This is a genomic window from Ruegeria sp. HKCCD7181 (genome assembly GCF_057221055.1).
This window is the reverse complement of record NZ_JBWVBC010000001.1, coordinates 118,022-140,149: the sequence shown is the minus strand read 5'-3', so window position 1 is coordinate 140,149 and position 22,128 is coordinate 118,022. Positions and strand designations below refer to the sequence as shown.

Annotated in this window: 30 protein-coding genes; 18 read left to right on the top strand and 12 right to left on the bottom strand. The window is 57.1% G+C overall.

Annotated features, from left to right (window positions below; all coding sequences use genetic code 11):
- Positions 1-3 precede the first annotated feature (3 nt).
- Genes flgG through AC2TCY_RS00700 form a run of 4 tightly spaced genes read left to right on the top strand, consistent with a single transcriptional unit; the run spans position 4 to position 2,452 of the window.
- Positions 4-789, top strand: a complete 786-nt coding sequence (gene flgG / locus AC2TCY_RS00715) for a flagellar basal-body rod protein FlgG (protein WP_480844815.1) — start codon at positions 4-6, stop codon at positions 787-789.
- On the top strand, positions 789-1,202 hold the full coding sequence (flgA, locus tag AC2TCY_RS00710) for a flagellar basal body P-ring formation chaperone FlgA (protein WP_480844814.1): 414 nt from the start codon (positions 789-791) through the stop codon (positions 1,200-1,202). Before flgG ends, flgA begins: the two co-directional genes overlap by 1 nt.
- On the top strand, positions 1,202-1,933 hold the full coding sequence (gene flgH / locus AC2TCY_RS00705) for a flagellar basal body L-ring protein FlgH (RefSeq protein ID WP_480844813.1): 732 nt from the start codon (positions 1,202-1,204) through the stop codon (positions 1,931-1,933). Before flgA ends, flgH begins: the two co-directional genes overlap by 1 nt.
- Positions 1,934-1,942: 9 nt before the next feature.
- The gene (locus tag AC2TCY_RS00700) at positions 1,943-2,452 is read left to right on the top strand and encodes a flagellar basal body-associated protein FliL (RefSeq protein WP_480844811.1); all 510 of its coding nucleotides are present in this window, start codon (positions 1,943-1,945) and stop codon (positions 2,450-2,452) included.
- Between the two features lie 38 nt (positions 2,453-2,490).
- On the opposite strand, the gene AC2TCY_RS00695 is transcribed toward AC2TCY_RS00700, so the two are convergent.
- The 8 genes from AC2TCY_RS00695 to AC2TCY_RS00660 all read right to left on the bottom strand — a co-directional run bounded on the left by AC2TCY_RS00695 (position 2,491) and on the right by AC2TCY_RS00660 (position 9,673).
- Complete coding sequence (locus AC2TCY_RS00695; protein WP_480844809.1) at positions 2,491-2,886, bottom strand: hypothetical protein; 396 nt, start codon at positions 2,884-2,886, stop codon at positions 2,491-2,493.
- Positions 2,883-3,971 (bottom strand): flagellar type III secretion system protein FlhB, encoded by a 1,089-nt coding sequence (gene flhB, locus AC2TCY_RS00690; protein WP_480844808.1) that lies wholly within the window; start codon positions 3,969-3,971, stop codon positions 2,883-2,885. The genes AC2TCY_RS00695 and flhB overlap by 4 nt, the downstream gene beginning before the upstream one ends.
- On the bottom strand, positions 3,971-4,741 hold the full coding sequence (locus AC2TCY_RS00685; protein ID WP_480844806.1) for a flagellar biosynthetic protein FliR: 771 nt from the start codon (positions 4,739-4,741) through the stop codon (positions 3,971-3,973). The genes flhB and AC2TCY_RS00685 overlap by 1 nt, the downstream gene beginning before the upstream one ends.
- Complete coding sequence (gene flhA / locus AC2TCY_RS00680; RefSeq protein ID WP_480844804.1) at positions 4,738-6,825, bottom strand: flagellar biosynthesis protein FlhA; 2,088 nt, start codon at positions 6,823-6,825, stop codon at positions 4,738-4,740. Before flhA ends, AC2TCY_RS00685 begins: the two co-directional genes overlap by 4 nt.
- A gap of 9 nt (positions 6,826-6,834) precedes the next feature.
- On the bottom strand, positions 6,835-7,533 hold the full coding sequence (locus tag AC2TCY_RS00675) for a transglycosylase SLT domain-containing protein (RefSeq protein ID WP_480844802.1): 699 nt from the start codon (positions 7,531-7,533) through the stop codon (positions 6,835-6,837).
- A gap of 73 nt (positions 7,534-7,606) precedes the next feature.
- Complete coding sequence (locus tag AC2TCY_RS00670; protein ID WP_480844800.1) at positions 7,607-8,035, bottom strand: Lrp/AsnC family transcriptional regulator; 429 nt, start codon at positions 8,033-8,035, stop codon at positions 7,607-7,609.
- 57 nt (positions 8,036-8,092) lie between these two features.
- Complete coding sequence (locus tag AC2TCY_RS00665; protein ID WP_480844798.1) at positions 8,093-9,412, bottom strand: MFS transporter; 1,320 nt, start codon at positions 9,410-9,412, stop codon at positions 8,093-8,095.
- 3 nt (positions 9,413-9,415) lie between these two features.
- Entirely contained in the window at positions 9,416-9,673 is a 258-nt protein-coding gene (locus AC2TCY_RS00660; protein WP_480844796.1) for a metal-sensing transcriptional repressor, read from the bottom strand.
- A gap of 131 nt (positions 9,674-9,804) precedes the next feature.
- Here AC2TCY_RS00660 and AC2TCY_RS00655 point away from each other — a divergent pair, with 131 nt between their 5' ends.
- The 7 genes from AC2TCY_RS00655 (at position 9,805) to AC2TCY_RS00625 (ending at position 14,588) form a co-directional block, all read left to right on the top strand.
- Complete coding sequence (locus AC2TCY_RS00655) at positions 9,805-10,419, top strand: ribonuclease D (RefSeq protein ID WP_480844795.1); 615 nt, start codon at positions 9,805-9,807, stop codon at positions 10,417-10,419.
- Complete coding sequence (locus tag AC2TCY_RS00650; protein WP_480844793.1) at positions 10,416-11,384, top strand: KpsF/GutQ family sugar-phosphate isomerase; 969 nt, start codon at positions 10,416-10,418, stop codon at positions 11,382-11,384. Before AC2TCY_RS00655 ends, AC2TCY_RS00650 begins: the two co-directional genes overlap by 4 nt.
- Positions 11,385-11,394: 10 nt before the next feature.
- A complete protein-coding gene (locus tag AC2TCY_RS00645; protein ID WP_480844791.1) occupies positions 11,395-11,994 on the top strand; it encodes an LPS export ABC transporter periplasmic protein LptC in 600 nt (199 codons plus the stop codon).
- A gap of 3 nt (positions 11,995-11,997) precedes the next feature.
- Positions 11,998-12,489, top strand: coding sequence for an LptA/OstA family protein (locus tag AC2TCY_RS00640; RefSeq protein WP_480844789.1), 492 nt, complete (start codon positions 11,998-12,000; stop codon positions 12,487-12,489).
- Entirely contained in the window at positions 12,489-13,247 is a 759-nt protein-coding gene (lptB, locus tag AC2TCY_RS00635; RefSeq protein WP_480844787.1) for an LPS export ABC transporter ATP-binding protein, read from the top strand. Before AC2TCY_RS00640 ends, lptB begins: the two co-directional genes overlap by 1 nt.
- Positions 13,248-13,499: 252 nt before the next feature.
- Positions 13,500-14,063, top strand: a complete 564-nt coding sequence (gene hpf, locus AC2TCY_RS00630; RefSeq protein ID WP_480844786.1) for a ribosome hibernation-promoting factor, HPF/YfiA family — start codon at positions 13,500-13,502, stop codon at positions 14,061-14,063.
- 60 nt (positions 14,064-14,123) lie between these two features.
- On the top strand, positions 14,124-14,588 hold the full coding sequence (locus AC2TCY_RS00625) for a PTS sugar transporter subunit IIA (RefSeq protein WP_480844784.1): 465 nt from the start codon (positions 14,124-14,126) through the stop codon (positions 14,586-14,588).
- A gap of 76 nt (positions 14,589-14,664) precedes the next feature.
- Here AC2TCY_RS00625 and dalA read toward each other — a convergent pair whose 3' ends face one another.
- The gene (dalA, locus tag AC2TCY_RS00620; protein ID WP_480844782.1) at positions 14,665-15,180 is read right to left on the bottom strand and encodes a divisome-associated lipoprotein DalA; all 516 of its coding nucleotides are present in this window, start codon (positions 15,178-15,180) and stop codon (positions 14,665-14,667) included.
- 169 nt (positions 15,181-15,349) lie between these two features.
- Between dalA and AC2TCY_RS00615 the strand changes: the two genes are divergently transcribed.
- Entirely contained in the window at positions 15,350-15,949 is a 600-nt protein-coding gene (locus AC2TCY_RS00615; protein WP_480844780.1) for a L,D-transpeptidase, read from the top strand.
- 139 nt (positions 15,950-16,088) lie between these two features.
- Entirely contained in the window at positions 16,089-16,271 is a 183-nt protein-coding gene (locus AC2TCY_RS00610) for a hypothetical protein (protein ID WP_480844778.1), read from the top strand.
- A 74-nt stretch (positions 16,272-16,345) separates the two neighbouring features.
- On the opposite strand, the gene hemH is transcribed toward AC2TCY_RS00610, so the two are convergent.
- Positions 16,346-17,395 (bottom strand): ferrochelatase, encoded by a 1,050-nt coding sequence (hemH, locus tag AC2TCY_RS00605; protein ID WP_480844776.1) that lies wholly within the window; start codon positions 17,393-17,395, stop codon positions 16,346-16,348.
- Positions 17,396-17,450: 55 nt separating this feature from the next.
- The gene (locus AC2TCY_RS00600) at positions 17,451-18,281 is read right to left on the bottom strand and encodes a class I SAM-dependent methyltransferase (protein WP_480844775.1); all 831 of its coding nucleotides are present in this window, start codon (positions 18,279-18,281) and stop codon (positions 17,451-17,453) included.
- A gap of 16 nt (positions 18,282-18,297) precedes the next feature.
- On the opposite strand from AC2TCY_RS00600, the gene AC2TCY_RS00595 reads away from it, so the two are divergent.
- The 5 genes from AC2TCY_RS00595 (at position 18,298) to AC2TCY_RS00575 (ending at position 21,309) form a co-directional block, all read left to right on the top strand.
- Complete coding sequence (locus AC2TCY_RS00595) at positions 18,298-19,026, top strand: double zinc ribbon domain-containing protein (RefSeq protein ID WP_480845474.1); 729 nt, start codon at positions 18,298-18,300, stop codon at positions 19,024-19,026.
- A gap of 37 nt (positions 19,027-19,063) precedes the next feature.
- Positions 19,064-19,321, top strand: a complete 258-nt coding sequence (gene grxC / locus AC2TCY_RS00590) for a glutaredoxin 3 (protein WP_480844774.1) — start codon at positions 19,064-19,066, stop codon at positions 19,319-19,321.
- Entirely contained in the window at positions 19,321-20,151 is an 831-nt protein-coding gene (locus AC2TCY_RS00585) for a carbon-nitrogen hydrolase family protein (protein WP_480844773.1), read from the top strand. Before grxC ends, AC2TCY_RS00585 begins: the two co-directional genes overlap by 1 nt.
- 14 nt (positions 20,152-20,165) lie before the next feature.
- Positions 20,166-20,606 (top strand): MarR family winged helix-turn-helix transcriptional regulator, encoded by a 441-nt coding sequence (locus AC2TCY_RS00580; protein WP_480844772.1) that lies wholly within the window; start codon positions 20,166-20,168, stop codon positions 20,604-20,606.
- 91 nt (positions 20,607-20,697) lie between these two features.
- Positions 20,698-21,309, top strand: coding sequence for a hypothetical protein (locus tag AC2TCY_RS00575; RefSeq protein ID WP_480844771.1), 612 nt, complete (start codon positions 20,698-20,700; stop codon positions 21,307-21,309).
- Positions 21,310-21,380: 71 nt separating this feature from the next.
- On the opposite strand, the gene ubiG is transcribed toward AC2TCY_RS00575, so the two are convergent.
- Complete coding sequence (gene ubiG, locus AC2TCY_RS00570; protein ID WP_480844770.1) at positions 21,381-22,127, bottom strand: bifunctional 2-polyprenyl-6-hydroxyphenol methylase/3-demethylubiquinol 3-O-methyltransferase UbiG; 747 nt, start codon at positions 22,125-22,127, stop codon at positions 21,381-21,383.
- Position 22,128: the final 1 nt, after the last annotated feature.

The following is a 22,128-nucleotide window of genomic DNA, read 5'->3' as shown; positions in this document are numbered from 1 at the left end:
ACTATGCGCGCTTTGAAGATTGCTGCCACAGGTATGACTGCCCAGCAAATGCGGGTCGAGACGATCTCAAACAATCTCGCGAACATGAACACCACGGGTTTCAATGCCCGTAGGGCCGAGTTCGCCGATCTGCATTACCAGCAAATGGCGCGCGCCGGGACGGTGAACGCTTCGGACGGTACGGTTCTGCCGACTGGAATTCAGCTGGGCCTTGGGGTTCGCCCCGCGGCCGTGACAGTACAGCTTTCGCAGGGCGCCCTGTCTGCCACGGGCAGTGATCTCGACATTGCCATCGAAGGGCGTGGATATCTTGAGGTGGCTCTGCCGAACGGCCAGTCTGGATTTACCCGCGACGGTAGTTTGAAAAGATCCGCCGAAGGGTTGATTGTAACCTCAGACGGGTTCGCCGTGGCGCCGGAGATCACCATCCCCGACGACGCCCGATCAATCTCGATAAACGCCACAGGTGAAGTCTATGCCTATTTCGACGACACCGCAGAAGGTCAGTTGCTGGGGGAGTTGACGCTTGCGAACTTTTCGAATGCCAAAGGGCTCGAAGCTATCGGCAGCAACTTGTTCAAAGAGACAGAAGCCTCGGGCGCACCTGTGATTGGCACGCCGGGTGAGGACGGGTTGGGCACCATTCGGCAAGGCTATCTGGAGGATAGCTCGGTCGATGCTGTGCGCGAAGTTACCGAACTGATCGAGGCCCAGCGCGGCTACGAAATGAATGCCAAAGTCATCTCTGCTGTTGATCAGATGATGGGCGCAACGACACAGGTGCGCTGATGAGAGGGCTGATTCTGTTTCTGGCACTTTCTCCTTTGGACGCATTGGCCGAGATTTTGGTTCCGACCCGGACCATCCGCGCCAAAGAGGTGATCATGGCCGAGGACCTCGAAACCAAAGCCATAGATGCCGTGGGGGCCATTACGAGGGCCTCTGACCTGATCGGGCAGGAGGCGCGCGTCGCGCTCTATCCGGGGCGCCCCATCCGTGCCGCGGATTTCGGTCCACCCGCAATCGTCAACCGTAACGATCTGGTGACGCTGGTTTTTGACCACGCTTTGCTGTCCATCTCGACAGAAGGGCGCGCCCTTGGGCGGGGTGCGGCCGGCGAGCGGATTCGCGTGATGAACCTGTCGTCGCGCACCACAGTAACGGGCTTTATCCGGGCCGACGGTCATATCGAGGTTCAGTGATGTTAAAAATTCCCGCTCTCCTACTTTTGTGCATGCTTTTCGCGTCCGCTTGCGGGCGTGTGGACCATCTGGGTAAACCACCTAGCCTTACGCCCAATACGGAATCCCCGGAACATGTGGCGATGCTTTGGCCGGGACTACCGCTGCACACTCAACCGCAACGGTCGGTTGATCAGTCTTCACTATGGAGTGGGGGGCAGCATTCGCTGCTTGGTGATCAACGAGCAATAAAAAAAGGGGATATTCTGACCGTTGTAATCGAGCTGGACGAAAAAGCAGAATTTTCGAATGACACAAATCGTTCGCGGGTCGGATCGGAAAGCCTTGCTGTGCCCAGCCTGTTCGGTTTGCCGCAACGCGCGGCGGACCGACTGCCAACAGGTGCATCTCTGGATGACGCGGTCTCAATCGACTCTGAATCGTCCAGCAAGGGAAAGGGGTCGGTCAAACGCAAAGAGAAACTGACGCTGCGAGTGGCTGCGACAGTTATCGACGTATTGCCCAATGGTGTTCTGTCAATCTCTGGCACACAGGAATTGCGGGTGAACTTCGAACTGCGAGAGCTGCTTGTTTCCGGATATGTGCGACCTCAAGATATCTCGCGCCAGAATGAGATCACCTATGACAAGATCGCTTCGGCGCGGGTGTCCTATGGTGGCCGGGGGCAAATAACGGATGTGCAACAGCCGCGGTATGGCCAGCAGATCCTCGATTCGCTGCTACCGTTCTGAGGTGCCGACGTGATCAAAACGCTCTTACCATTTATCTATCTGATCGTCGGTCTGGCGGCTGGTGTTGGCGCAGGGGTTGCGCTGGCGCCATCGGACCAAGGCAAGGACAAAGCCAGCGAAGCTGCCGCCGAAGCCGCGCCGAAAGAAGACAAGTCAGCCAAACTAAAGCCAGCGGGAAAAGATGAAAACCACTCCGAGTTTGAGTACTTGAAACTGACAAAGCAATTCGTGGTTCCGGTCGTAGGGGATGACGAAATCTCGGCGCTTGTAACTATGGCCCTAAGCCTCGAAGTGAAACCGGGAATTGAGGAATCGTTTTACGACATTGAGCCGAAACTGAGGGACGGCTTCCTGCAGGTGCTTTTCGATCATGCCAATACTGGGGGATTTGATGGGGCATTCACCCGGTCTGACAATCTGACTACCCTGCGAAAAGCCTTGTTGGAGGTGGCCCGGATAAATCTGGGTGAAGATGTTTCGCGCGTCCTGATCATGAGCGTTGCCAGGCAGGACACCTAGAGCAACCTTTCCCGGCCAGTTTCATATGCCAGGGCGTTCTAGTCGAAGACCTGGCTCAATTGTGCTCTTTTTTGTTTGCGCCGTTTCTCATTTTTTGCCTGCTGCGACAGCCTTTCGACGGCCTGTTTTCGACCAAATGCCTTGCGCAGGTTTTCGATTGCTGACAGCTTTTGCGATCGTAACCGTGCAAGTTCCGTGTTCAACTGGCGGCGCATTTCAGATTCCCAGCTATGCCAAAGCATGTCACTGCCTGTGATGTAATATCCCTCGGTCTGAATGCTGTCCGAGCGTACTTGAGAAAGCTGTGCGTCCAGGCGTGCCAATTGTTGTTGCACACTAGCCTCTTGTTGCAAAAGCGGGCGTAGTTGCTGGAATTCTTTCTGGAAGACTGCCTCGGTCACTGCAGCAAGATCAGATATGCGGGCGCTTTTCATCCAACTTGCCCTTTTGCCCGTTTTCGCATCGCTTCGGCAAACCGAATGGCGGCGGCCACGGGACGATAGTGTTCTTCGGCGATCTCCTGGCCGATGTCGACGGTGGCGTGCAGTGCTCGGGCGGTTGGCGGGTCGGAATGAACAGGAACACCAGATTCCCCAGCGGCGGTTCGGATGGCGGTCGCAACTTCGTCCACACCCTTTGCGACACAGACGGGTGCGGTACCGGTGTCGCGCGACCACTTCAGGGCAACCGCATAGTGAGTCGGGTTAACTATGATGACATCAGCCTTAGGAACATCGGCCATCATTTGGTTGGTTGCGATATCCTGCGCCCGCTGACGGCGTTGTTGTTTAACGTGCGGGTCGCCCTCCGAGTCCTTGGTTTCGTCCTGAATCTCCTTGCGCGACATCCTGTTCTTGCGCAGATGTTCAGCGTGCTGCCACAGGTAATCCACAACGCCGATCGTCAGTGCGATCGTGATCACGATAAACAGGAAGCGAAACAGCAGGTTCATCATCAGCAGGATCGAAGACCGGGCCGGTGCGGCGCTGGCAGCAAGAATCTCGGTCAGATTCGAGCGTAGAAACAGTGTCAGGCAAATGCCGTAGATCACCAGCTTTACGAAGCTCTTGGTAAATTCGAACAGACCGCCCCGGCCAAACTTGTTCTTGGCATTCGACGGGATCGAAATTCTTGACGAACGCGGTTTCAGCTTGTCAGGTGCAAAGACAAGCGCCCGTTGGGCAATCAGGCTCAGCAGTACGGCTGCAGCCGGGACAGCAAACAGCAGAGAAACTGGCACAAGGGTTGATTGCAACAACCCACCGACAGGGACGAAAGCCGGTCCGGTAGTCAGCAGATCTGAAAACTGCTCGGGTTGTTCGATTAGAACCACAAATACTGACCCCAGGTGTTCAACTGAAAAGCTTCCCGCCACCAGAAAGGCAATCAACAATCCGGAATAAGCGGCGACCACGGAAAGATCGTTGGATTTTGCCACCTCACCCTTTTGGCGGGCCTTTTGCAGCTTCTGCGGGGTCGGCTCAAAGGACTTGTCGCTGTCATCATCCTGTCCGCTCATCAGTTCCTACCCAGCGGGTTATGGAGAAAAGCGAACAACGCATCGGACCAAACTGACAGGATGAGGGGAGTACCGGCAAAAAGAAGGAATAGGCCTGCAAAGGTAATGGCCGGGGCACCGACAAAAGCAACCATGAGCTGCGGCATGGCCCGGTTGATCACACCCAGCGCCAGATTGTAGATCAGCGAGGCGATGACAAATGGCGTTGCCAGAGCGAAGGCCAGACCAAAACTCCGCGCGACCTGCAAGACGCCCCAAGGCGATAGATCAGGTGCAGCAGGAACTGCGCCGACCGGGAACAGGATGTAGCTGTTGACCAAGAACTGGGCTGCACGGATGTGCAGGCCCAACAGTGCGGCCAAGGCTAGCCCCGCCAGCGTCAGCAGATACCCCATTGCAGGAACAGGATCTGCTGCTGCCCCGCCCAGAAGCTGAGACAGAGATGTAGCTTGTGCCGCAATAGAACCCGCTGTCTGCAGCGCAAGAACGAACAGGCGCAAACCCATTCCCAAGGCCAGGCCGATCAGAACTTCGGTGCCGACTAAACCGGCCATCGCGACAAGGTCCGGAGCGACGGGCGGCGAGGGCGCAGCGGGGGTCACGATCAGGGTGAAGGCCACCGCGATGCCAAGTTTCACCCTTACCGGGATGCTGCGCTCACCAAAGGCGGGTAAGACTGAAACCAACGCGGAAACCCGCAGGAAAACGGCGAAGACATGCCAAAGACTGGCCGATAGCTGATCCAAAAGTTCAGGCGGCAGAGCAATCATGCAGGCACCATTCCGACCAGCGCAGGCCTCGCCTCGAGCCCGATTTCCTCGAAAGACAGCACCGGATTAGACACTCCGCGCGCGTGCATGATCGTGCGCAGCAACCTGCGCCGCCGGGTTGAGGTCACAACGGCCGGGAACAAGCCGTGATTGGCTGATTGCGCGACGCTGTTGACGACGCCATCGGCCAGTTTGTTGAACAGGTTCGGCGGTAATGCGACATCGAGGCCGGCGTTGGGCGTGTCAATCTGGTAGGTGGAAAAGGTGTCCTCCCATTCCGGGGCCAGCTGGATCAATGGGATCGACCCGTCTTCGCGCTTCATTTCAGAAACCAGTTGAAAGCCCAGCCTCTGACGTACCAGTTCACAGATACCTTCGGGCTGGGTCGTGGTCAGGCGCGCTTCGGCCACACCTTCAAGGATCAGAGCCATGTTGCGGATTGAGACCCTCTCATCCAGCAGCAAGCGCAGCACGGCGTGCAACGTGTCGATTGGAACCTTGTCTGGGATCAATTCATCCAGCAACTTACGATTTGCCTCGGCCCGGACCGGATCGCTGAGGCGCGTCATCTCGGACAACAGACGCCGTAGGGATTTCAACGTCAGCAGACGTGAGAAATTCTGCTTGATAATTTCCAGCAAATGCGTCGCCAGGATTTCGGGCGGTGTGACGATGGTGGCTCCGTTCAATGCGGCGGCCTCCTGATCCTTGGGCAGAATCCAGCGGGCGGGGGCGCCGTAAACGGGTTCGGTCACATCGTTGCCGTCGGGCAGCAGGTCATTACTGTCCTGCACCAGTGCAAGAACCAGATCGGCGCTTAGAACGCCGCGTGCCTGTTCGACGCCCTGAACCTTGATCACGTATGTGCCAGTGGGAAGGTCGGCGCGATCGGTCAGGCGAATCTCTGGCAGGATTAATCCAAAGCTCGACGCGACATAGGTGCGCATATTAGTGATCCGCGCGTCCAGACCTGTCCCGGGGTCCAGCACCATGCTGACCAGATCGGGGGAAAATTCCAGATGCACATCGTCCAGATCCAGAATGTCACCGATGGCCTGCGATACCGGTCCATCGGTTTCGTTTGCCGGAGCTTGTTCGGCCAGTTCTTGCGCCTTTTGGGTGCGGTAAACGCTGTAAGAGGCGTACCCCAAAACGGTCGCACCCAGAATGAAGGGCAAAAAGGGCAGGCCGGGTACCAAAGCGAACAGCACCATCAAAACAGCAACGGTGCCCAACGCCGCCGGATGTCGCCCAAGTTGCGAAAATATGGCGCTGTCCGTCGCGCCTTGCGTGCCTCCGCGTGCCAACAACAAGGCCGACGCAATCGAGATTATCACGGCGGGAATCTGCGAAACCAGTCCATCGCCTACAGTCAGAATCGCGTAGGTTTCAAATGCCGATGTGACAGGCATGCCGTGGACGATCACGCCCATGACAAGCCCCATAACAAGATTCAGCAAGGTGATTAGCAGCCCGGCAATGGCATCGCCTTTGACGAATTTTGACGCCCCGTCGAGTGAACCGAAAAAAGTGGTCTCCTGCTGCTCGCGCTCTCGGCGTTCCTTGGCTTGCTGGTGATCGATAGCCCCGGCGGACATGTCGCTGTCGATGGCCAGCTGTTTGCCGGGCATCCCATCCAGTGCAAATCGTGCGCCAACCTCGGCCATACGGGCCGCGCCTTTGGTGATTACCATGAAATTCACGATCAACAGCACGCCAAATACGACGAGACCCAGGAAAATGCTGCCCCCCATGACGAACTGGGCAAAACCTTCGATAACGTCGCCTGCTGCGTTGGTGCCCGTGTGCCCCTGGCCAATGATCAGCTTGGTCGAAGATACGTTCAGCGACAGGCGCAACATCAGCGAGGCCAGCAGGATCGTCGGGAACGAGGAAAAATCTAATGGCCTTTCAATGAACAAGGTCAACGTGAAGATCAGGATCGCCAGTGCGAACGAGGCCGCCAAGCCCACGTCCAGAACCCATGCGGGCATCGGCAGGATCATCATCACGATGACCGTCATAAGCGCGATGGCAAGCAGGACAGTCGGTGAGAAAAGGGTGCGGATGTCGATCCGGGGCACTGGCGGCTCCTAATTGAAGGCGATGAAAGCAGAACCAGATCCCGTCGCGGGAACCAGCGAGCCGAGCGAGCTTGGACGTGTTTCGGCGTGCCACAAGGGGATCAGGGGTGCCGCAGACCATTTGAATGGATCGTGCTCAACCTGAGCGGTTTGAGCCTGGGGCGCATCGTTCAACTGCGCCAGAACCGTTTGAAAACGTCCGGAATAAGCATTCGCCAGGTTTGGCGATCGGGAATGATAAGCTCCGGCTGCGGCGGCCCATGTGCCAAGTTCTGAGTGAAGCTGCTTTAGAAACCGGGCGGCATAACCTGCGTTCTCATCTGGATCGAACATTGAGTCGATCGAGCGGAACGCCTTGCCGTGCCAGCGGTAATTGATCTGGAAACAGCCCACATCGAAACTGCGCGTTCCTGATCTGAAAACGTCAAACACATGCGCCTTGGCCTCAGCCTCGGATTCGAACCAATACCCTTGGCCTGCGACATTGACAGCCCACGGCCAAGGTTCCAATTGACCCTTTTGCACACGCCCGGTTTCCACGCGCGTGATTGCCCGGAGCACGTCCAACGGCACTTCTTCGGATTGTGCAGCGCGTCTGGCGGCCTGATCGCAGATGCTGACTGAATTGGGGGCAGGTTTGGCCAATACCTGCGGTAGCGCAATAAACTGCGCCAACATAAGAAGCATCAAGGTCTTTGGGTTGGGCATTCTGCCGGTCCGGGATTTTGATCAATCCGGGACAAGCTAGCCAATCATCGGTTTACAGAGGGTTATCGTCGGCTCAGTTTCGGTCAATGCGGCGACCAAAGACCACGCTCGTGTTGGTTCGTAAGATACCGGGTATCCGGGCAAGGTCATCCACCAAAATGTCCAAATCCTCGATGCGGGGCGCTTCGGCGGATAGCAGAAGGTCAAATTCACCGTTGATCGACAGGCACAGCTTGACCTCGGGGTAAGCCTCGAGCCGTTTGATTATGCGGGTGGTTTCCTTTTGCTGTACTTCCAGCAGAACAACGACCTGAACTCGGGGCGTGTCCTCGGTTTCGCCCAGCACGACGGAATACCCGGCGATCACCCCCCGTTCTTCCATCCGGCTGATACGTTCGTGAACGGTTGTGCGCGCGACGCCCAGCGTGGCGGCGATATGCGTGGTCGACGCTCGTGCGTTGTGTTGCAGGGCGACAATGATGCGGCGGTCAAGCGAGTCCATGAAGGCTCCGTTCCGGGCAGGATCTGCTACCGGTTAGAGCAGTTTGGCGAACCAGGCTCAAGGCTTGTGCGGGAACCGCGGGTGCAGATCGTCGATGACGATCGGGTGAGAGTGCGATCCGTCGCCCGCGATGTGCGGGTGATCCCGTGGAAGTTCAGGGTGTTCATGTGCCACCGGGCCATGATCATTGCGCGGCCAAATGACAAGGGCCACAACCAGCCCCATGATCGAACATGTCGTCATCCATGCCAGCGCTGCTGTACTGCCGAGGCCAGTCATCAGCCCTCCGGCCAGAGGGTACAATACCAACCAGCATCCGTGAGACAAGGTGAACTGGGCGGCGAAGAGAGCGGGTCGGTCTTCGGGTTGCGACGATCGCGTCAGCAACCGGCCTGAAGGGGTCAGCGTCGCTGAATATCCGAACCCGGTACAGGCCCAGAACACTGTCAGAAGGCCAAGCGACAGCGGCGCAATAGCTGTCGATAATGCTGCGCTGGCCATTGTGGCCGTGCCCAACGCGGCTCCGGCGATCATGACTTTGCGATCCTCGAACCGGTCCAGCAGGGGCGGTAGCGCGAAGGCGGCGAGCATTGAGCCCCCTCCAAACCCGGCCAGCGCGATGGCTACGGCGCTTTCGGACAGGCCCAGATCGCTGCGGACGATGACCACCGTGTTGACGATGACCATCGCACTGAGCGCGGCCGCACTCCAGCTAAGCGCAAGAAGTCCGCGCAGCCGGGGCGTTTTCAGGTAGATGCGTATGCCTCTTGTCGTCCGGTCGTAAATACCGCGACGCTTGCCCGGTTTGGGTGAAGGCAGCGCGACTGAAACGACAAGAACTGCCGAAGCAACAAACCCGAAGCTGGTGCCCCAGAACAAACTGTCGAAACTGACCAGCAACAGCAAAGCCGCCGCCAGCATCGGGCTAAGCAGGCTTTCCAGATCATAGGCCAGACGCGACAGGGACAGGGCTTTGGTATAATCCCGTTCGTCCGTCAGGACGTCGGGGATGGTGGCCTGAAAGGTGGGTGTGAATCCCGCTGATGCCGATTGCAGTACGAAAATCAGCACGTAAACCTGCCAGACCTCGGTGACGAATGGCAGGCACACGGCCACCGCGGCACGCACCAGATCCAGAGCCACCAACATCCTGCGGCGATCCAACTGTTCGGCAAAGGCAGCGGCGAGCGGAGCGATGGTAACATAAGCCACCATTTTGATGGTCAGCGCTGTGCCCAGCACCAGACCGGCGGCATCCCCTGCCAGATCATAGGCGAGCAGGCCGAGCGCGACAGTTGCCAGTCCGGTTCCGGTCAGCGCTACAACCTGCGCGGCCAGAAGGTGTCGATACACCCGGTTTTTGAGAACGCGGAACATTGGTCAGAGGTACTTTGTAATGGATTTGAAGTTCTCAATGCCTTCGCCCACGGAATCCGAGGTCAGGCAATGGTCAATGTGATCGTGAATCAGGACGCGTTTTGCATTGGTGATGGCTTTTTCCACCGCAAAAAGTTGCTGTGCGATATCTGCGCAGGGCGCGTGATCTTCCAGCATCGCGAGAACCTTGGCCAGGTGCCCGTGAGCCCGTTTCAGTCGTGCGGTGACCTGCGGGTGGGATTGATGAGTGTATTCAGCCATATATATCCCTATCCCCCCCTAGGGGTTATTGTCAAGATTACGGTACCTGCCTCTGTTCCTTGGCCGGACGGCGTTGAGTTTGATCGACAAACCTCCTATCTCGGGGGCGACAGTGCACAAAGGAAATTTCCGTGGCGAACCATTTGTACAAGAACGACCTGCCCGACGGGCTGGATCTGGGCCCAGTTGTGGCCATTGATTGTGAAACCATGGGGCTCAACCCGCACCGGGACCGCCTGTGCGTCATTCAGATGTCGGGCGGCGACGGCAACAGCCATATCGTTCAGGTGGAAAAGGGGCAGACAGCGGCGCCCAACCTGTGTGCCATGCTGGAAAATCCCAACGTGCTGAAACTGTTCCACTTTGGCCGTTTCGACATCGCCGCCATGTACCATGCTTTCGGTGCTCTCGCGGCACCGGTTTATTGCACCAAGATCGCCAGCCGCCTGGTGCGCACCTACACCGACCGGCATGGGTTGAAGAACCTGTGTCAGGAACTGCTGGGCGTCGATATCTCGAAGCAGCAGCAGATGAGCGATTGGGGGGCCGAAGCTCTGACTGAGGCGCAGCTGGACTATGCCGCGTCCGACGTCCTTTACCTGCACCGTCTGCGCGACGGGCTGAATGCCCGTCTCGACCGCGAAGGCCGTACTGAGATGGCACAGGCCTGTTTTGATTTCCTGCCGATGCGTGCGAAGCTTGACCTCGCCGGATGGCCAGAAACGGATATTTTTGCGCACTCATGACTGATACCGAAGCATTCCTGAAGACCGCAAAGCAGGTCGTTACCGACGAAGCTCGAGCATTGGACGTTCTGGCCGAGAGTCTCGATGAGAATTTTGCCGAAGCTGTTCAATTGATCTTGCAGGCGACTGGCCGCATCATCATCAGCGGCATCGGCAAATCCGGTCACATTGGGCACAAGATTGCAGCTACGCTGGCCAGCACGGGAACCCCGGCCTATTTCGTGCACCCGGCCGAAGCCAGCCATGGCGATTTGGGCATGGTGTCAAATGGCGATGTGGTGCTGGCCATCTCGAACTCGGGCGAGGCGCCGGAACTGGCCAATCTGCTGGCATTCACTCGTCGCTTCGGCATTCCATTGATCGGCCTGTCCAGCAAGCCCGAAAGTACGCTGATGAAGCAAGCAGATGTGCATCTGCTGATCCCTTCGATGGGCGAAGCTTGTGGTTTCGGCATGGTGCCCTCGATCTCGACCACACTGACACTGGCTATGGGCGATGCGTTGGCGATTGCGCTGATGAAATACCGCGATTTCCAGCCTGAGGATTTTCGTGCCTTCCATCCCGGCGGCAAGCTGGGAGCGCGGTTGAGCACGGTGCGAGACCTGATGCACTCTGGTGCCGCACTGCCCCTGGTGGCAGCACATACGCCCATGAGCGATGCCCTGATCGAGATCAGCCAAAAAGGATTTGGCGTGGCGGGGGTCACGGATGCGCAGGGGAATTTGGTCGGAATCATCACCGATGGTGACTTGCGGCGTCACATGGATGGTTTGCTGGAAAAGACCACAGAACAGGTCATGACCGAGAATCCAACCACCATCCCCCCGGGTGCGCTGGCCGAAGAGGCTGTGGCGATCATGAATGATCGTAAGATCACGTCACTGTTCGTCGCCGATGCAGATGAATTGGGACGGGCGCAAGGCTTGTTGCACATTCACGACTGCCTGCGCGTCGGGTTGGGCTGAGGGGGCTGCCGTGGATCGCCATTCCAGATGGGTGCAGTTCCTCAAGGTGGTGCTGCCGCTGACGGCGATCATTCTGCTGTCGACAGTTTTTCTTCTGTCGCGCAGCATCGAAACCAATGTATCGGTACCGTTTTCCCGCGAGGCGATCGACGAGAGGCTAGCCAATCAGGCGGTCACACGTCCCAATTACAAAGGGGTAACGAGCAAAGGCGAAGAGGTGCAGGTCGAGGCCCGTCGCGCCACACAAGGCAGTGAAGGTTCCGCGCCGACCGCTTCGGAATTTCGGGGGCGTTTCGGATTGAGCAATGGTGGCGTCATCACACTGGACTCCAACTCGGGATTGATCCGCCCGGACAAAGGAACGGCGACATTCGTCGGAGATGTGGTGATAACCACAACCGATGGTATCCGCGTAACGACGGATTTGCTAAACACCTCGCTGGAGGAAATCCGTGGCGACACGCCCGGGCAGGTCGATGGAACCGGTCCGATCGGTGATTTCACCGCCGGGCGTATGGTTTTCGGAACACAAAAAGAAGGCGGGTCGGTCCATATTCTTTTTACAGACGGTGTGAAGCTGATATACGAGCCGCAGAAAGCTGAAAGATAACCTGTGTTTGATTTACGTGTAGCCTCAATTTGCATCGCTTTGGCAAGTGCAGCCGTTCCCGCATCGGCGCAGGAAGCGCAAGTAGCTTTCGGGGCGGTGAAGGCGGACCCCACTTTGCCTGTCGAGGTCACCTCCGAAACTCTGAACGTGAATCAAGAGGACGGAACGGCCGAGTTTCTGGGCAGCGTCATCGTTATTCAGGGAGAGATGCGTCTGACAGCCGAGCGGGTTATGGTCATCTACAATGAGGAACGCTCGGCCATCCAGCGGCTCGAGGCGACTGAGAATGTGGTTCTGGTCAACCCCCCTGACGCGGCAGAAGGCGACCGGGCGGAATATACTATTGATTCCGGTGTGATCAGGATGAATGGCAACGTTTTGCTGACGCAGGGCCCCAGCATTATCAGCGGCGATCAGATGGTTGCGAATCTGACCGACGGCACGGCTACAATGACGGGTCGGGTCAAAACTATTTTGCAACCGAGTGGCAATTGATGAATCGGCCGAACCTGTCCATTGCCGAGGGCTCTTCCGGTCTCAAGATCGAAAAGCTGCGCAAGTCCTATAAGAAAAAAACAGTCATTCGGGACGTATCCATGACGTTGGATCGATCCGAAGTCGTGGCTTTGCTGGGGCCGAACGGTTCGGGCAAAACGACGACTTTCTACTCCGTTGCGGGACTGGTCTTTCCTGAGGCGGGAACTGTCACGATTGACGGTCAGAATGTCACGACGCTGCCGATGTATCGCCGGGCCCGCCTTGGGATCGGGTATCTTCCGCAGGAAATGTCGATCTTCCGCGGCATGAGCGTAGAAGACAACATCGCAGCCGTTCTGGACATAACCGTCAAGCATGCTCACCGCCGCAAGGAACGGCTGGAAGAACTGTTGTCGGATTTCTCGATCGAGCATCTGCGCCGCGCGCCGGCACTCGCGTTGTCGGGAGGGGAACGCCGTCGGGTGGAAATTGCCCGCTGTCTGGCCGCTGACCCGAAATATCTGCTGCTGGACGAGCCATTTGCGGGCGTTGATCCAATCAGCGTGGGTGACATCCGTCATTTGGTTGCCGATTTGAAGAAGCGTGGAATCGGTGTACTGATCACAGACCATAACGTACGGGAAACGCTGGAAATTGTGGATCGCGCCTATATCCTGCACGATGGGCAGGTTCTGATGTCAGGTACCCCCGATGAAGTGGTCGAAAACGAAAACGTGCGGCGTGTTTATCTGGGCGAAAATTTCCGTATTTCATAGGCTTGCGCAGAATTGCGCCGAGCGCATGCCGGAAATCGCGTATATACACACCTGTTTTGATTGACTCTTCCCTCGGCTCTTGGCTCAATTGGTTTATGGCATTTCTTCGGTTCCAGTCTGGATCTCGATGTCCCTTCTTCGAAGGGCCGATTCGGAGACTACCGCAAATAATGTCGCTACCCCCCACCCGATAAAAAGAAGTCAGTCGCGTATCGCGGCGTCAGAATGGGTGTGAATTGTGAAGGAGATCACATGCGTTACCAAATCAGCGGAAAACAGATCGACATCGGCGCGGCGCTGCAGACTCACGTGCAGACCGAGTTGGGCGAAGCCGTTGGCAAATATGCCCAGCGACCAACGGATGCCAACGTCGTCTTTTCCCGTTCGGCGCATGAATATGTATGCGAAACCACCGTACATCTGTCGACAGGCCTAACCGCCCAGGCCAAAGCCCACGCAACCGAAATTTACGCGGCGTTTGAGGCATGCTGCGACAAAATGGAAACACAGTTGCGCCGTTACAAGCGTCGCTTGAAGGACCACCACAAGGATCGGTCCGAGCCTGTTGAACTCTTTGGCGCGTCCTCATATATCCTCGCCTCGGACGAATCTGAGACGGCAGCCGAACCCGACTCATTGCAGCCCATGATTGTGGCTGAGATGGAAACCAAGATCCCATCGCTGAGTGTTGGCGAAGCTGTTATGCAGATGGAGCTTGCGGGCGCCCCAGTGCTGGTGTTCCGGAATGAGAACAAGGATGGGTTGAATGTCGTGTACCGTCGCGATGACGGCAATATCGGCTGGATCGATCCGTAACAGGCAAGGATAAGTGGCACGCCCTCGCCAATTGCGGGGGCTTAGCCCAGGAGCGTGACCATGGAGCTTTCGAGCATACTCAAGCCCGAAGCAGTGCGTGTATTGTCTGCTGCTTCTAGCAAGAAGCGACTGTTTCAGGAAATCGGCGACGTTGGCGCGGCGACCCTCGGGTTAAATGCGCAGACCATTGTTGACAGCTTGCTGGAACGCGAAAGCCTGGGCCCAACGGGTGTTGGCCATGGCGTGGCTCTGCCGCATGCGCGACTTTCTGAGTTGGAATCAGTTGCTGGTGTTTTTGTGCTTTTGGAGAAGCCGCTGGACTTCGGATCGGTAGACCGACAGCCGGTGGATCTGGCATTTTCGCTGTTTGCGCCAGAAGAGGCCGGTGTCGATCACCTCAAGGCACTTGCGCTGGTGTCACGAACGCTCCGCGAACCTACGGTCTGCGCTAAGTTGAGGGCCAACCCTGACCCAGTCAAACTGTACGCGATTTTGACAGAAGCCCAATCCATGCAAGCGGCCTGACCGCCGAAGGAAAGGGTCCGAAAACAAAAAAAGCCCCCGAGTTTCGGGGGCTTTGTCGTTCAACTGATCAGGATGATCAGCCGCCGGTGCCCATTTCGAGCGTCCACCAGATCTTGCCGCCACCTTCCTGATGCCAGGAAAACCCCATCTGCGTTGCCTTGGGGTCCAAAATGACAGCCCGAGGGCCTGGCTCCTGCATCCATGCCGCCAGCGTTTCGGTTTCCGTCTCATAGGTTTCCGAAATCGCTTCGCCCAGGAACGTCCCGAAATACCCCACACGGGTCGCCCGGTCCAACGGGGACGATCCGTCCGAGCCAAAGTGCCATGGGCGATTTTGCCGGGCCATGTCCTTTGAGTGCGTGGCAGCCGCCGCGTTCAACTGGGCATTCAACTGAACGGGCTGCAATCCCTGCGCTTGACGCAGTGCATTGACCGAATCAAGCATACGGAATTGGAGTTTTTCGGGGTTCCCGCGAATCTTGTAGACCGTAGGCAGAGGCCGACCGTCGGAGCCAAGGGAGGGCGCGCGCGAATCGGTACAGGCGGCCAAAGCGGCAAAACAAATCAAGAGTAAGGTAAAAATACGCGTCATGGTTGGCCTAATTTTTGTGTCGATACCGGGAATAGCCCGCCTGAGCGCTCGGAGCAAACGTGCAATGGGGCAACCTTGCATGATTCTGCCGGTTTGATTTGCGACTGAAGCATTCTGGCCATAAAATGACCCGGATTTAGTATCTGAACATAACAAAGGACCGTCCGTCATGGTCAAAAAGCGCATATTTTCACCAACGCGCCGCGGATTTATCGCGGCTGCTGCGGCTGGTCTGGCTTCGCCGGCTTTGGCGCAATACATTCCGGGTGATCCCTTGCGCCCTGCTCCGGAACCTGAGCCAGAGGTGCGCCGTAATGTCTCAGGATTCCGGGCGCTGAACTGGGAACCGTACTTTTCGAACACCAGAAACGGCGCGATTCTGGTCGATACGGTCTCAAGAGCGCTGCATTATTGGTCAGATGATCAGTCCGTCTACAAGCTGTACCCATCATCGGTACCGCTGACCGAGGAATTGACGCGTCGCGGACGGACCAGCGTAATCCGCAAAGTCGAGGGGCCAAGCTGGTCGCCGACTCCTTCGATGAAGAAAAGAAACCCGGAATGGCCGGACTACATTCCACCGGGACCGGATAACCCATTGGGAACGCACGCCTTATATCTGAGCTGGAAGTATTACCGCATCCACGGCACGCACGATACACGCAAAATCGGTCGCCGGTCGTCCAATGGCTGCATCGGGCTTTTCAACGATGATATCGCCGAGCTGTTCTCAATGACGAAGGTGGGCACGCAAGTGTTGCTTATTTGACGACACTTTCGCGCACGAAGCCGCCTGCGGCGCAAGTTGCAATTGCAATCCATGGGGATAGCTGATTAGAAAAACTCACGAGGTAAGTCTTAGATGTGCGGTTTCGCTATTGGGAATCGCGCAAATTCTGGAGGTTAATATGAAGAAACTCGTTCTCGCTGCTGCTCTGACAGCTGCTGCTTCGACCGCATATGCTGGCAACCTGGAAGAGCCGGTTGTTGAAGCACCTGTTGTTGTCGAAGAAACTCAGGGTTCGTCGCAGGGCATCGTCCTGCCGCTGATCCTGTTGGTCGTTGTTGCCGCAGCTGTTGCAGCAAGCTAAGTCGACGAGACTCATCGACAAAAAGGCGGTGGAGAAATCCACCGCCTTCTTTTATGTCTGATCGGAGAATAGGTTCAATCCATCCAACCTTTTAGGTTATCTTCGATCACTTTGCATAGTGCTGCGATATGCGCATCTTCGTCGTTCAGACATGGGATGTAGGTGAATGTTTCACCTCCGGCTTCTTCAAAGCTTTCTTTGATCTCTTCATTGATCTCTTCCAGCGTCTCGATGCAATCGGCTGAAAAGGCCGGGGCGATAACGGCAATGTTCTTCTTTCCTTGTCGCGCCAGTTCAGCCACGTGGTCTACCGTGTAAGGCTTCAGCCACTCTTCGGGGCCAAACCGCGATTGGAAAGTCGAGACAAGTCGATCTTCCGACCATCCAAGGCGTTCCTTCAACAAACGAGAGGTCTTCACGCATTGGCAGTGATAGGGATCGCCTTGTTGCAAGTAGCGCTCGGGCATCCCGTGATAAGAACAGACCAGAATATCCGGTTTAGTGTCCGTGGTAGCGTAAGCGTGCTCGACAGACTGCGCCAATGCGTCGATATAGGCTGGCTCGTCGAAATAGGCGGGCACTGTGCGGCTTGCGGGTTGCCAGGTCTCTTCCATCAGGGCGCGAAAGAACTGATCGTTGGCAGTGGCCGTCGTGGCGCCAGCGTACTGCGGATAAAGCGGGAAAAATAGGATACGGTCGCAGCCGTCGGCCACCATTTTCCGGACTTTGGATTTCGTCGATGGATTGCCATAGCGCATACAGAAATCCACCAGGACCCTATCTCCGTATCGTGCTTTCATACTTTGGCGCAGCTTGGCCGACTGATCCTTGGTGATGGTCATTAGCGGGCTTTCGCCCTTGTCATGGTTCCAGATCGATTTGTACGCCTCGCCCGAGCTGAAAGGCCGTTTGGTCAGGATGATGCCCTGCAGAATTGGTTGCCATTTCCACGCCGGGTAGTCGATCACACGGCGATCTGACAGAAATTCGTTCAGGTAGCGCCGCATTGGCCAATAGGAATAGTCATCCGGAGTCCCCAGATTGGCCAACAGAACGCCCACACGTCCCATTTTAACCTTGGGGTGTTCGGCGTGCGCGTTCGCGGGGCGGGTGGCGTCAGACATGTCGGGCTTCCTGGCTTTTCTGTTCCGGCCTGAGATAACGGGAATCGGCGGGTCGTCAATCGGGCAGTTTGCCCTCGTCTGTGCGCAAGGCATCAGCAAGGCGCATCTTGGCTGATCCCGGGCGTAACGGTTTGGGTTGGCTGGCATCGGGTGACCAACCGGTCAGGCAGATCAACTCGAACGTGGCCGTCAGACGGCCCGAAGGGGCTGTGAAATGCGACTCGTAAATCTGTTGTGCCGTTTCGAATACCGAATGCGCCGTAAATCGTTTTAGGCGCGCAGACAGAGTATTGGTTTCACCCATCGCGCGTAAGTCCCGCATCAAATGCCAAAGGTCACGGTATTCGGCTGTTAGTGGCACAGAATCCGCCACTGGCAAGGCCAGCCCGGCCCGTTGCAGCAGACCGCCCATATCGCGAAGTTCAGCCATGGGCGCGACGCGGGGGCTGAGACCGCCAGAAACCTCAATCTCGGCCTGCCCCAGAGCTGCGCGCAGTTCATGCAGGGTCTCGCCGCCCAGACAAACCACCAGCAGCAACCCGTCAGGCCGCAGGGCGCGGTGACACTGGATCAGCTGTCCAACAGGATCATTGGCGCAATGCAGTGCCATAGCATGGATCACCAGATCATGTGCCGCTGATGTCAGAGCCAGCACCTCGTCATCCGCAACGATTTTGGCGCCCGGCAGGACGTTGCTCCAAGCCTGCGGAAAGGGAGATACGATCGCAGGCTCTGTAAAGGTTTTGTTAACCAAGGAGAGTCGATCCTGCACTTCGTCCACGGTGGCGCGATGCAGGAACAGCGCGTTGTCCGTCGCTCGAGCGCGGTGCTGGACAAGGGCTGTTCGGTCAAACAGAGAGGGTGTATTGGAGACAGGCAATTTCATAGGCCGCAACTATCGCATGTGGCATCGGATTCAAACCGTTGTTCAGCTGATCTATCCGCCACGCTGTCTGGGATGCGAGGAACTGACAGAGTCGGATTTTGGGCTATGCGGTATGTGTTGGCGCGAAACTCCATTTATCGGTGGTGTTGTCTGCGAAAGTTGCGGGATGCCATTGCTGGGCTTGGCTGATGGTCATCGGATCGAATGTGATGACTGCATGAGATCGCCGCGCCCATGGCAGAGCGGGCGTGCAGCGCTTCTTTATAGCGGGCGCGCACGGTCCTTGATCCTGGCTTTGAAGCACGGCGACCGACCGGAGCTGGCGCGCCCTGCCGCCCGTTGGATGGCGCAGGCCGGGCGGGATTTGTTCCGGGATGATATGTTGGTCGTTCCAGTTCCCTTGCATTGGTCTCGGTTGGTAAAGCGCCGATACAACCAATCCGCATTGCTGGCACAACGTCTGGGGCGCGAAACCGGAATCGAAACCTGCCCTGATCTTTTGATTCGCCGTGTTAAAACGCCTGTTCTGGACGGTAAAACCGCAATACAGCGTGCCGAAGTCCTGAAAGGCGCGATCGCGGTTCACCCAAAGCGGCAGGGCAGGCTTCAGGGGCGTGATGTGCTGCTGGTGGATGATGTGATGACGTCTGGCGCAACGCTGGCAGCCTGTGCGCGTGTTTGTCAGGCAGCGGGGGCAAATCATATTTTCGTGTTGGCACTGGCGCGCGTTGCCAAGGATGCCTAATTCGCGGAAGATTGCGCGAAACCCGAAGGGACGGAAAATGAAGTCGGTTGAAATCTATACCTCGCCGCTATGCGGCTTTTGCCACGCGGCCAAACGCTTGCTGAAACAGAAGGGTGTCCAGTTTTCGGAAGTCGACGTGCTGATGCATCCCAAACGCAAGCCGGAAATGATCCAACGCGCCGGAGGCAAACGCACCGTGCCGCAGATATTTATCGGCACAACGCATGTGGGCGGCTGTGACGATCTTTATGAGTTGGAGCGCCAAGGCAAGTTGGACAACCTGTTGGCGGCCTGATGAAAAGCGCGCTGCTGCAGATCACCTCGTCGGACGATCCGACCCGGAACCTGGAAATGGTGCGCGCCATGATGGCCGAGGCGGCCGGGCATGGCGCACGCTTTATCCTGACGCCTGAGGTCACAAACTGCGTTTCGACCAGCACGACACGGCAGCGCGAAGTGTTACAGCATGAAGAGGATGACCTTACGCTGGCTGGCCTGCGCGAGCAGGCTGCAGAGCTTGGTGTCTGGTTGGCGATCGGCTCGCTTGCGATCAAAACCCATGACGCGGACGGTCGCTTTGCCAACCGATCCTTCATGATCGACCCTCAGGGGCAGATCGTGGCCCGGTATGACAAGATCCACATGTTCGACGTTCAGGTCACCGAGGCCGAGTCGTTCCGCGAATCGAAAAACTACCGGCCCGGTAACAGGGCAGTCGTAGCTGAGACAGAATTCGGTAGGGTTGGACTGTCCATCTGCTATGATGTTCGTTTTCCGCACCTTTACGCGGCTTTGGCGCAGGCTGGTGCGCGAATCCTGACGGTTCCGTCTGCGTTTTCGCCGGTCACGGGTGCGGCGCATTGGGAATCGCTGTTGCGGGCGCGGGCTATCGAAAATGGATGTTGGGTAATTGCCCCGGCCCAGACCGGGGAACACCCCAAGACCCGCGGAAAGACGCGTTATACCTATGGTCACGGCATGGTCGTGGCCCCGTGGGGAGAGGTGCTGATCGACGCAGGGACCGATCCGGGCATTCACATTTTCGATTTGGATGATAGTTCTGTGACAGAGGCGCGTCGGCGTATACATTCGCTGACGCATACCCGTTCCTTTGACGGACCCTGATCCAGAACCGGACCATGACAGACGATACCAATGCCATTGCGGTCACGCTGTTCAGCGAGATCCTGACCGCCGATCAGTTATTGCGCAACCGGCTAAGCCGCGTGCTGCCCAAAGGTATGGAAATCTCGCATTTTTCAGTGCTGAATCATCTGGCCTTTGTGGGCAACGAACGCAGTCCGGCGCAATTGGCCAGCACGTTTCATGTCACCCGTGGTGCGATGACCAACACTTTGGCCAAGCTGGAATGGGCCGGATACATCCATATCCGCCCCGACTGGGACGACGCCCGCCGCAAGATGGTCGCGATCAGCCCCGCCGGTCGCCGCGCGCGGGATCAGGCGATCTCCTCCATCGCGCCGCTGATCAATCAGGTGGTCGGAGAGCTGGGGCTGGAGCGGGTCCGCAGCACCCTGCCCGTGCTGCGGGATTTGCGGTTGCAGTTGGAGGGGGAGTAGAGTTTCTTCCATTTGATTGATTTGATCAAGCTGGGAATCAACCATGGCGGGAAGAAGCTAATTGAGATTTTACATAGTCATATTCGCCGTCATGGCCGTTCTGTTGACAGGTTGCGCTAAAAGAGCGGCCTGGCATCAGAAAATGGTGCTGTATTTTGATACGCCTGACGGTCCCGTGACCGCGTCGAGTGTTACCAGGGTAGACGTTAGAGCCCCGATTGATTGGCTTGGTGGCATGGATTTTGGCGATATTGGTATCACTGGCGAGGCCGTCGTGGCTGATCTGGGCGGGCGATATCTGTTCGCATTGCTTGACGAGGGAGCCGGTCGGTTGATTTGGCTGACCATGCGGAGCGAATCCAAGAACGTTCCCGGGTTCAAAGATGCCATTCGTGAAGTGGAGAGGCAGACTAAACCCCTCGATGTTCCTCCGAACTTATGGCCGCGAATGGTTACGTTCGAGAACATCGAAGACCCAACATCTATTCAACTGGTAAACCCTGACGAACTTGCTGACAGATTTGGTGCCGACTATGAATTACGCAGGTTGACGATCCAAGCCACGAAGGAACCGTTGACGGGGGGGGTAGAATCGGTTTTGCGATGGCTACCGACTTACAATGAGTGGCTTAAACCAATAGACGCTGATCTTGATCAACAATTGATCAGCCCGTTTGATTTCAAAACGGAACTACGAAAGTGAGTAAGCGTTGGACGGGTGCTTGCACCCATAGCGTCTGGCTTGTCGTCGTAATGATGGGTTAAAAACCCATCCTACCCCGGCTTCACACTCGCCGTCACATAATTCACGCTTAAATCCCGGTCCGAGATCGACCAGCTCCACAGGATCGGGTTGAACACAAATCCCTTGCGGTCTACCGGCTCCAGCCCGGCCTGGCGCAGCAGGTCGAATAGCTCATCTGGAGTGATGAACTTGTTCCATTCATGCGTGCCGCGCGGCAGCCAGCGCATGACGACCTCGGCCCCGAAGATGGCCATCGCATAGGATTTCGGGTTGCGGTTGATGGTGGAACAGATCAGCAAGCCGCCCGGTTTCAGCAAGTGCTGCGAGGCGGTCAAGAAACCTGCCGGGTCGGCGACGTGTTCGACCACCTCCATGTTCAGAACCACGTCGAATTGCTCGCCTGCGGCTGCCATGTCCTCGGCAGTGGTGTGACGGTAGTCGATGTCCAGACCGGACTGTTCCGCATGGATACGTGCCACTGGTAGGTTACCTTCGGCGGCGTCTGCCCCCACGACCTTAGCTCCCAGCCGGGCCATGGGTTCGCTCAGCAACCCGCCGCCGCAGCCGATATCCAGTAAACGCAGCCCTTCGAACGGTTTCGGAGCCTTCAAATCACGGTCAAATTCACCGGCGATTTGCTGTGTGATATAATCCAGGCGACAGGGATTCATCATGTGCAGGGGCTTGAATTTCCCGTGCGGATCCCACCATTCCGCAGCCATCGCTTCGAATTTTGCGATCTCGGACGGGTCGACCGTGTTCGGATGCGCTTGCATT

Coding starts and splice junctions, on each gene's coding strand:
- flgG (WP_480844815.1), top strand. CDS start 4: ATGCGCGCTTTGAAGATTGCTGCCACAGGTATGACTGCCCAGCAAATG.
- flgA (WP_480844814.1), top strand. CDS start 789: ATGAGAGGGCTGATTCTGTTTCTGGCACTTTCTCCTTTGGACGCATTG.
- flgH (WP_480844813.1), top strand. CDS start 1,202: ATGTTAAAAATTCCCGCTCTCCTACTTTTGTGCATGCTTTTCGCGTCC.
- AC2TCY_RS00695 (WP_480844809.1), bottom strand. CDS start 2,886: ATGAAAAGCGCCCGCATATCTGATCTTGCTGCAGTGACCGAGGCAGTC.
- flhB (WP_480844808.1), bottom strand. CDS start 3,971: ATGAGCGGACAGGATGATGACAGCGACAAGTCCTTTGAGCCGACCCCG.
- AC2TCY_RS00685 (WP_480844806.1), bottom strand. CDS start 4,741: ATGATTGCTCTGCCGCCTGAACTTTTGGATCAGCTATCGGCCAGTCTT.
- AC2TCY_RS00675 (WP_480844802.1), bottom strand. CDS start 7,533: ATGCCCAACCCAAAGACCTTGATGCTTCTTATGTTGGCGCAGTTTATT.
- AC2TCY_RS00670 (WP_480844800.1), bottom strand. CDS start 8,035: ATGGACTCGCTTGACCGCCGCATCATTGTCGCCCTGCAACACAACGCA.
- AC2TCY_RS00665 (WP_480844798.1), bottom strand. CDS start 9,412: ATGTTCCGCGTTCTCAAAAACCGGGTGTATCGACACCTTCTGGCCGCG.
- AC2TCY_RS00660 (WP_480844796.1), bottom strand. CDS start 9,673: ATGGCTGAATACACTCATCAATCCCACCCGCAGGTCACCGCACGACTG.
- AC2TCY_RS00650 (WP_480844793.1), top strand. CDS start 10,416: ATGACTGATACCGAAGCATTCCTGAAGACCGCAAAGCAGGTCGTTACC.
- lptB (WP_480844787.1), top strand. CDS start 12,489: ATGAATCGGCCGAACCTGTCCATTGCCGAGGGCTCTTCCGGTCTCAAG.
- hpf (WP_480844786.1), top strand. CDS start 13,500: ATGCGTTACCAAATCAGCGGAAAACAGATCGACATCGGCGCGGCGCTG.
- AC2TCY_RS00625 (WP_480844784.1), top strand. CDS start 14,124: ATGGAGCTTTCGAGCATACTCAAGCCCGAAGCAGTGCGTGTATTGTCT.
- dalA (WP_480844782.1), bottom strand. CDS start 15,180: ATGACGCGTATTTTTACCTTACTCTTGATTTGTTTTGCCGCTTTGGCC.
- AC2TCY_RS00615 (WP_480844780.1), top strand. CDS start 15,350: ATGGTCAAAAAGCGCATATTTTCACCAACGCGCCGCGGATTTATCGCG.
- AC2TCY_RS00610 (WP_480844778.1), top strand. CDS start 16,089: ATGAAGAAACTCGTTCTCGCTGCTGCTCTGACAGCTGCTGCTTCGACC.
- hemH (WP_480844776.1), bottom strand. CDS start 17,395: ATGTCTGACGCCACCCGCCCCGCGAACGCGCACGCCGAACACCCCAAG.
- AC2TCY_RS00600 (WP_480844775.1), bottom strand. CDS start 18,281: ATGAAATTGCCTGTCTCCAATACACCCTCTCTGTTTGACCGAACAGCC.
- AC2TCY_RS00595 (WP_480845474.1), top strand. CDS start 18,298: ATGTGGCATCGGATTCAAACCGTTGTTCAGCTGATCTATCCGCCACGC.
- grxC (WP_480844774.1), top strand. CDS start 19,064: ATGAAGTCGGTTGAAATCTATACCTCGCCGCTATGCGGCTTTTGCCAC.
- AC2TCY_RS00585 (WP_480844773.1), top strand. CDS start 19,321: ATGAAAAGCGCGCTGCTGCAGATCACCTCGTCGGACGATCCGACCCGG.
- AC2TCY_RS00580 (WP_480844772.1), top strand. CDS start 20,166: ATGACAGACGATACCAATGCCATTGCGGTCACGCTGTTCAGCGAGATC.
- AC2TCY_RS00575 (WP_480844771.1), top strand. CDS start 20,698: ATGGCCGTTCTGTTGACAGGTTGCGCTAAAAGAGCGGCCTGGCATCAG.
- ubiG (WP_480844770.1), bottom strand. CDS start 22,127: ATGCAAGCGCATCCGAACACGGTCGACCCGTCCGAGATCGCAAAATTC.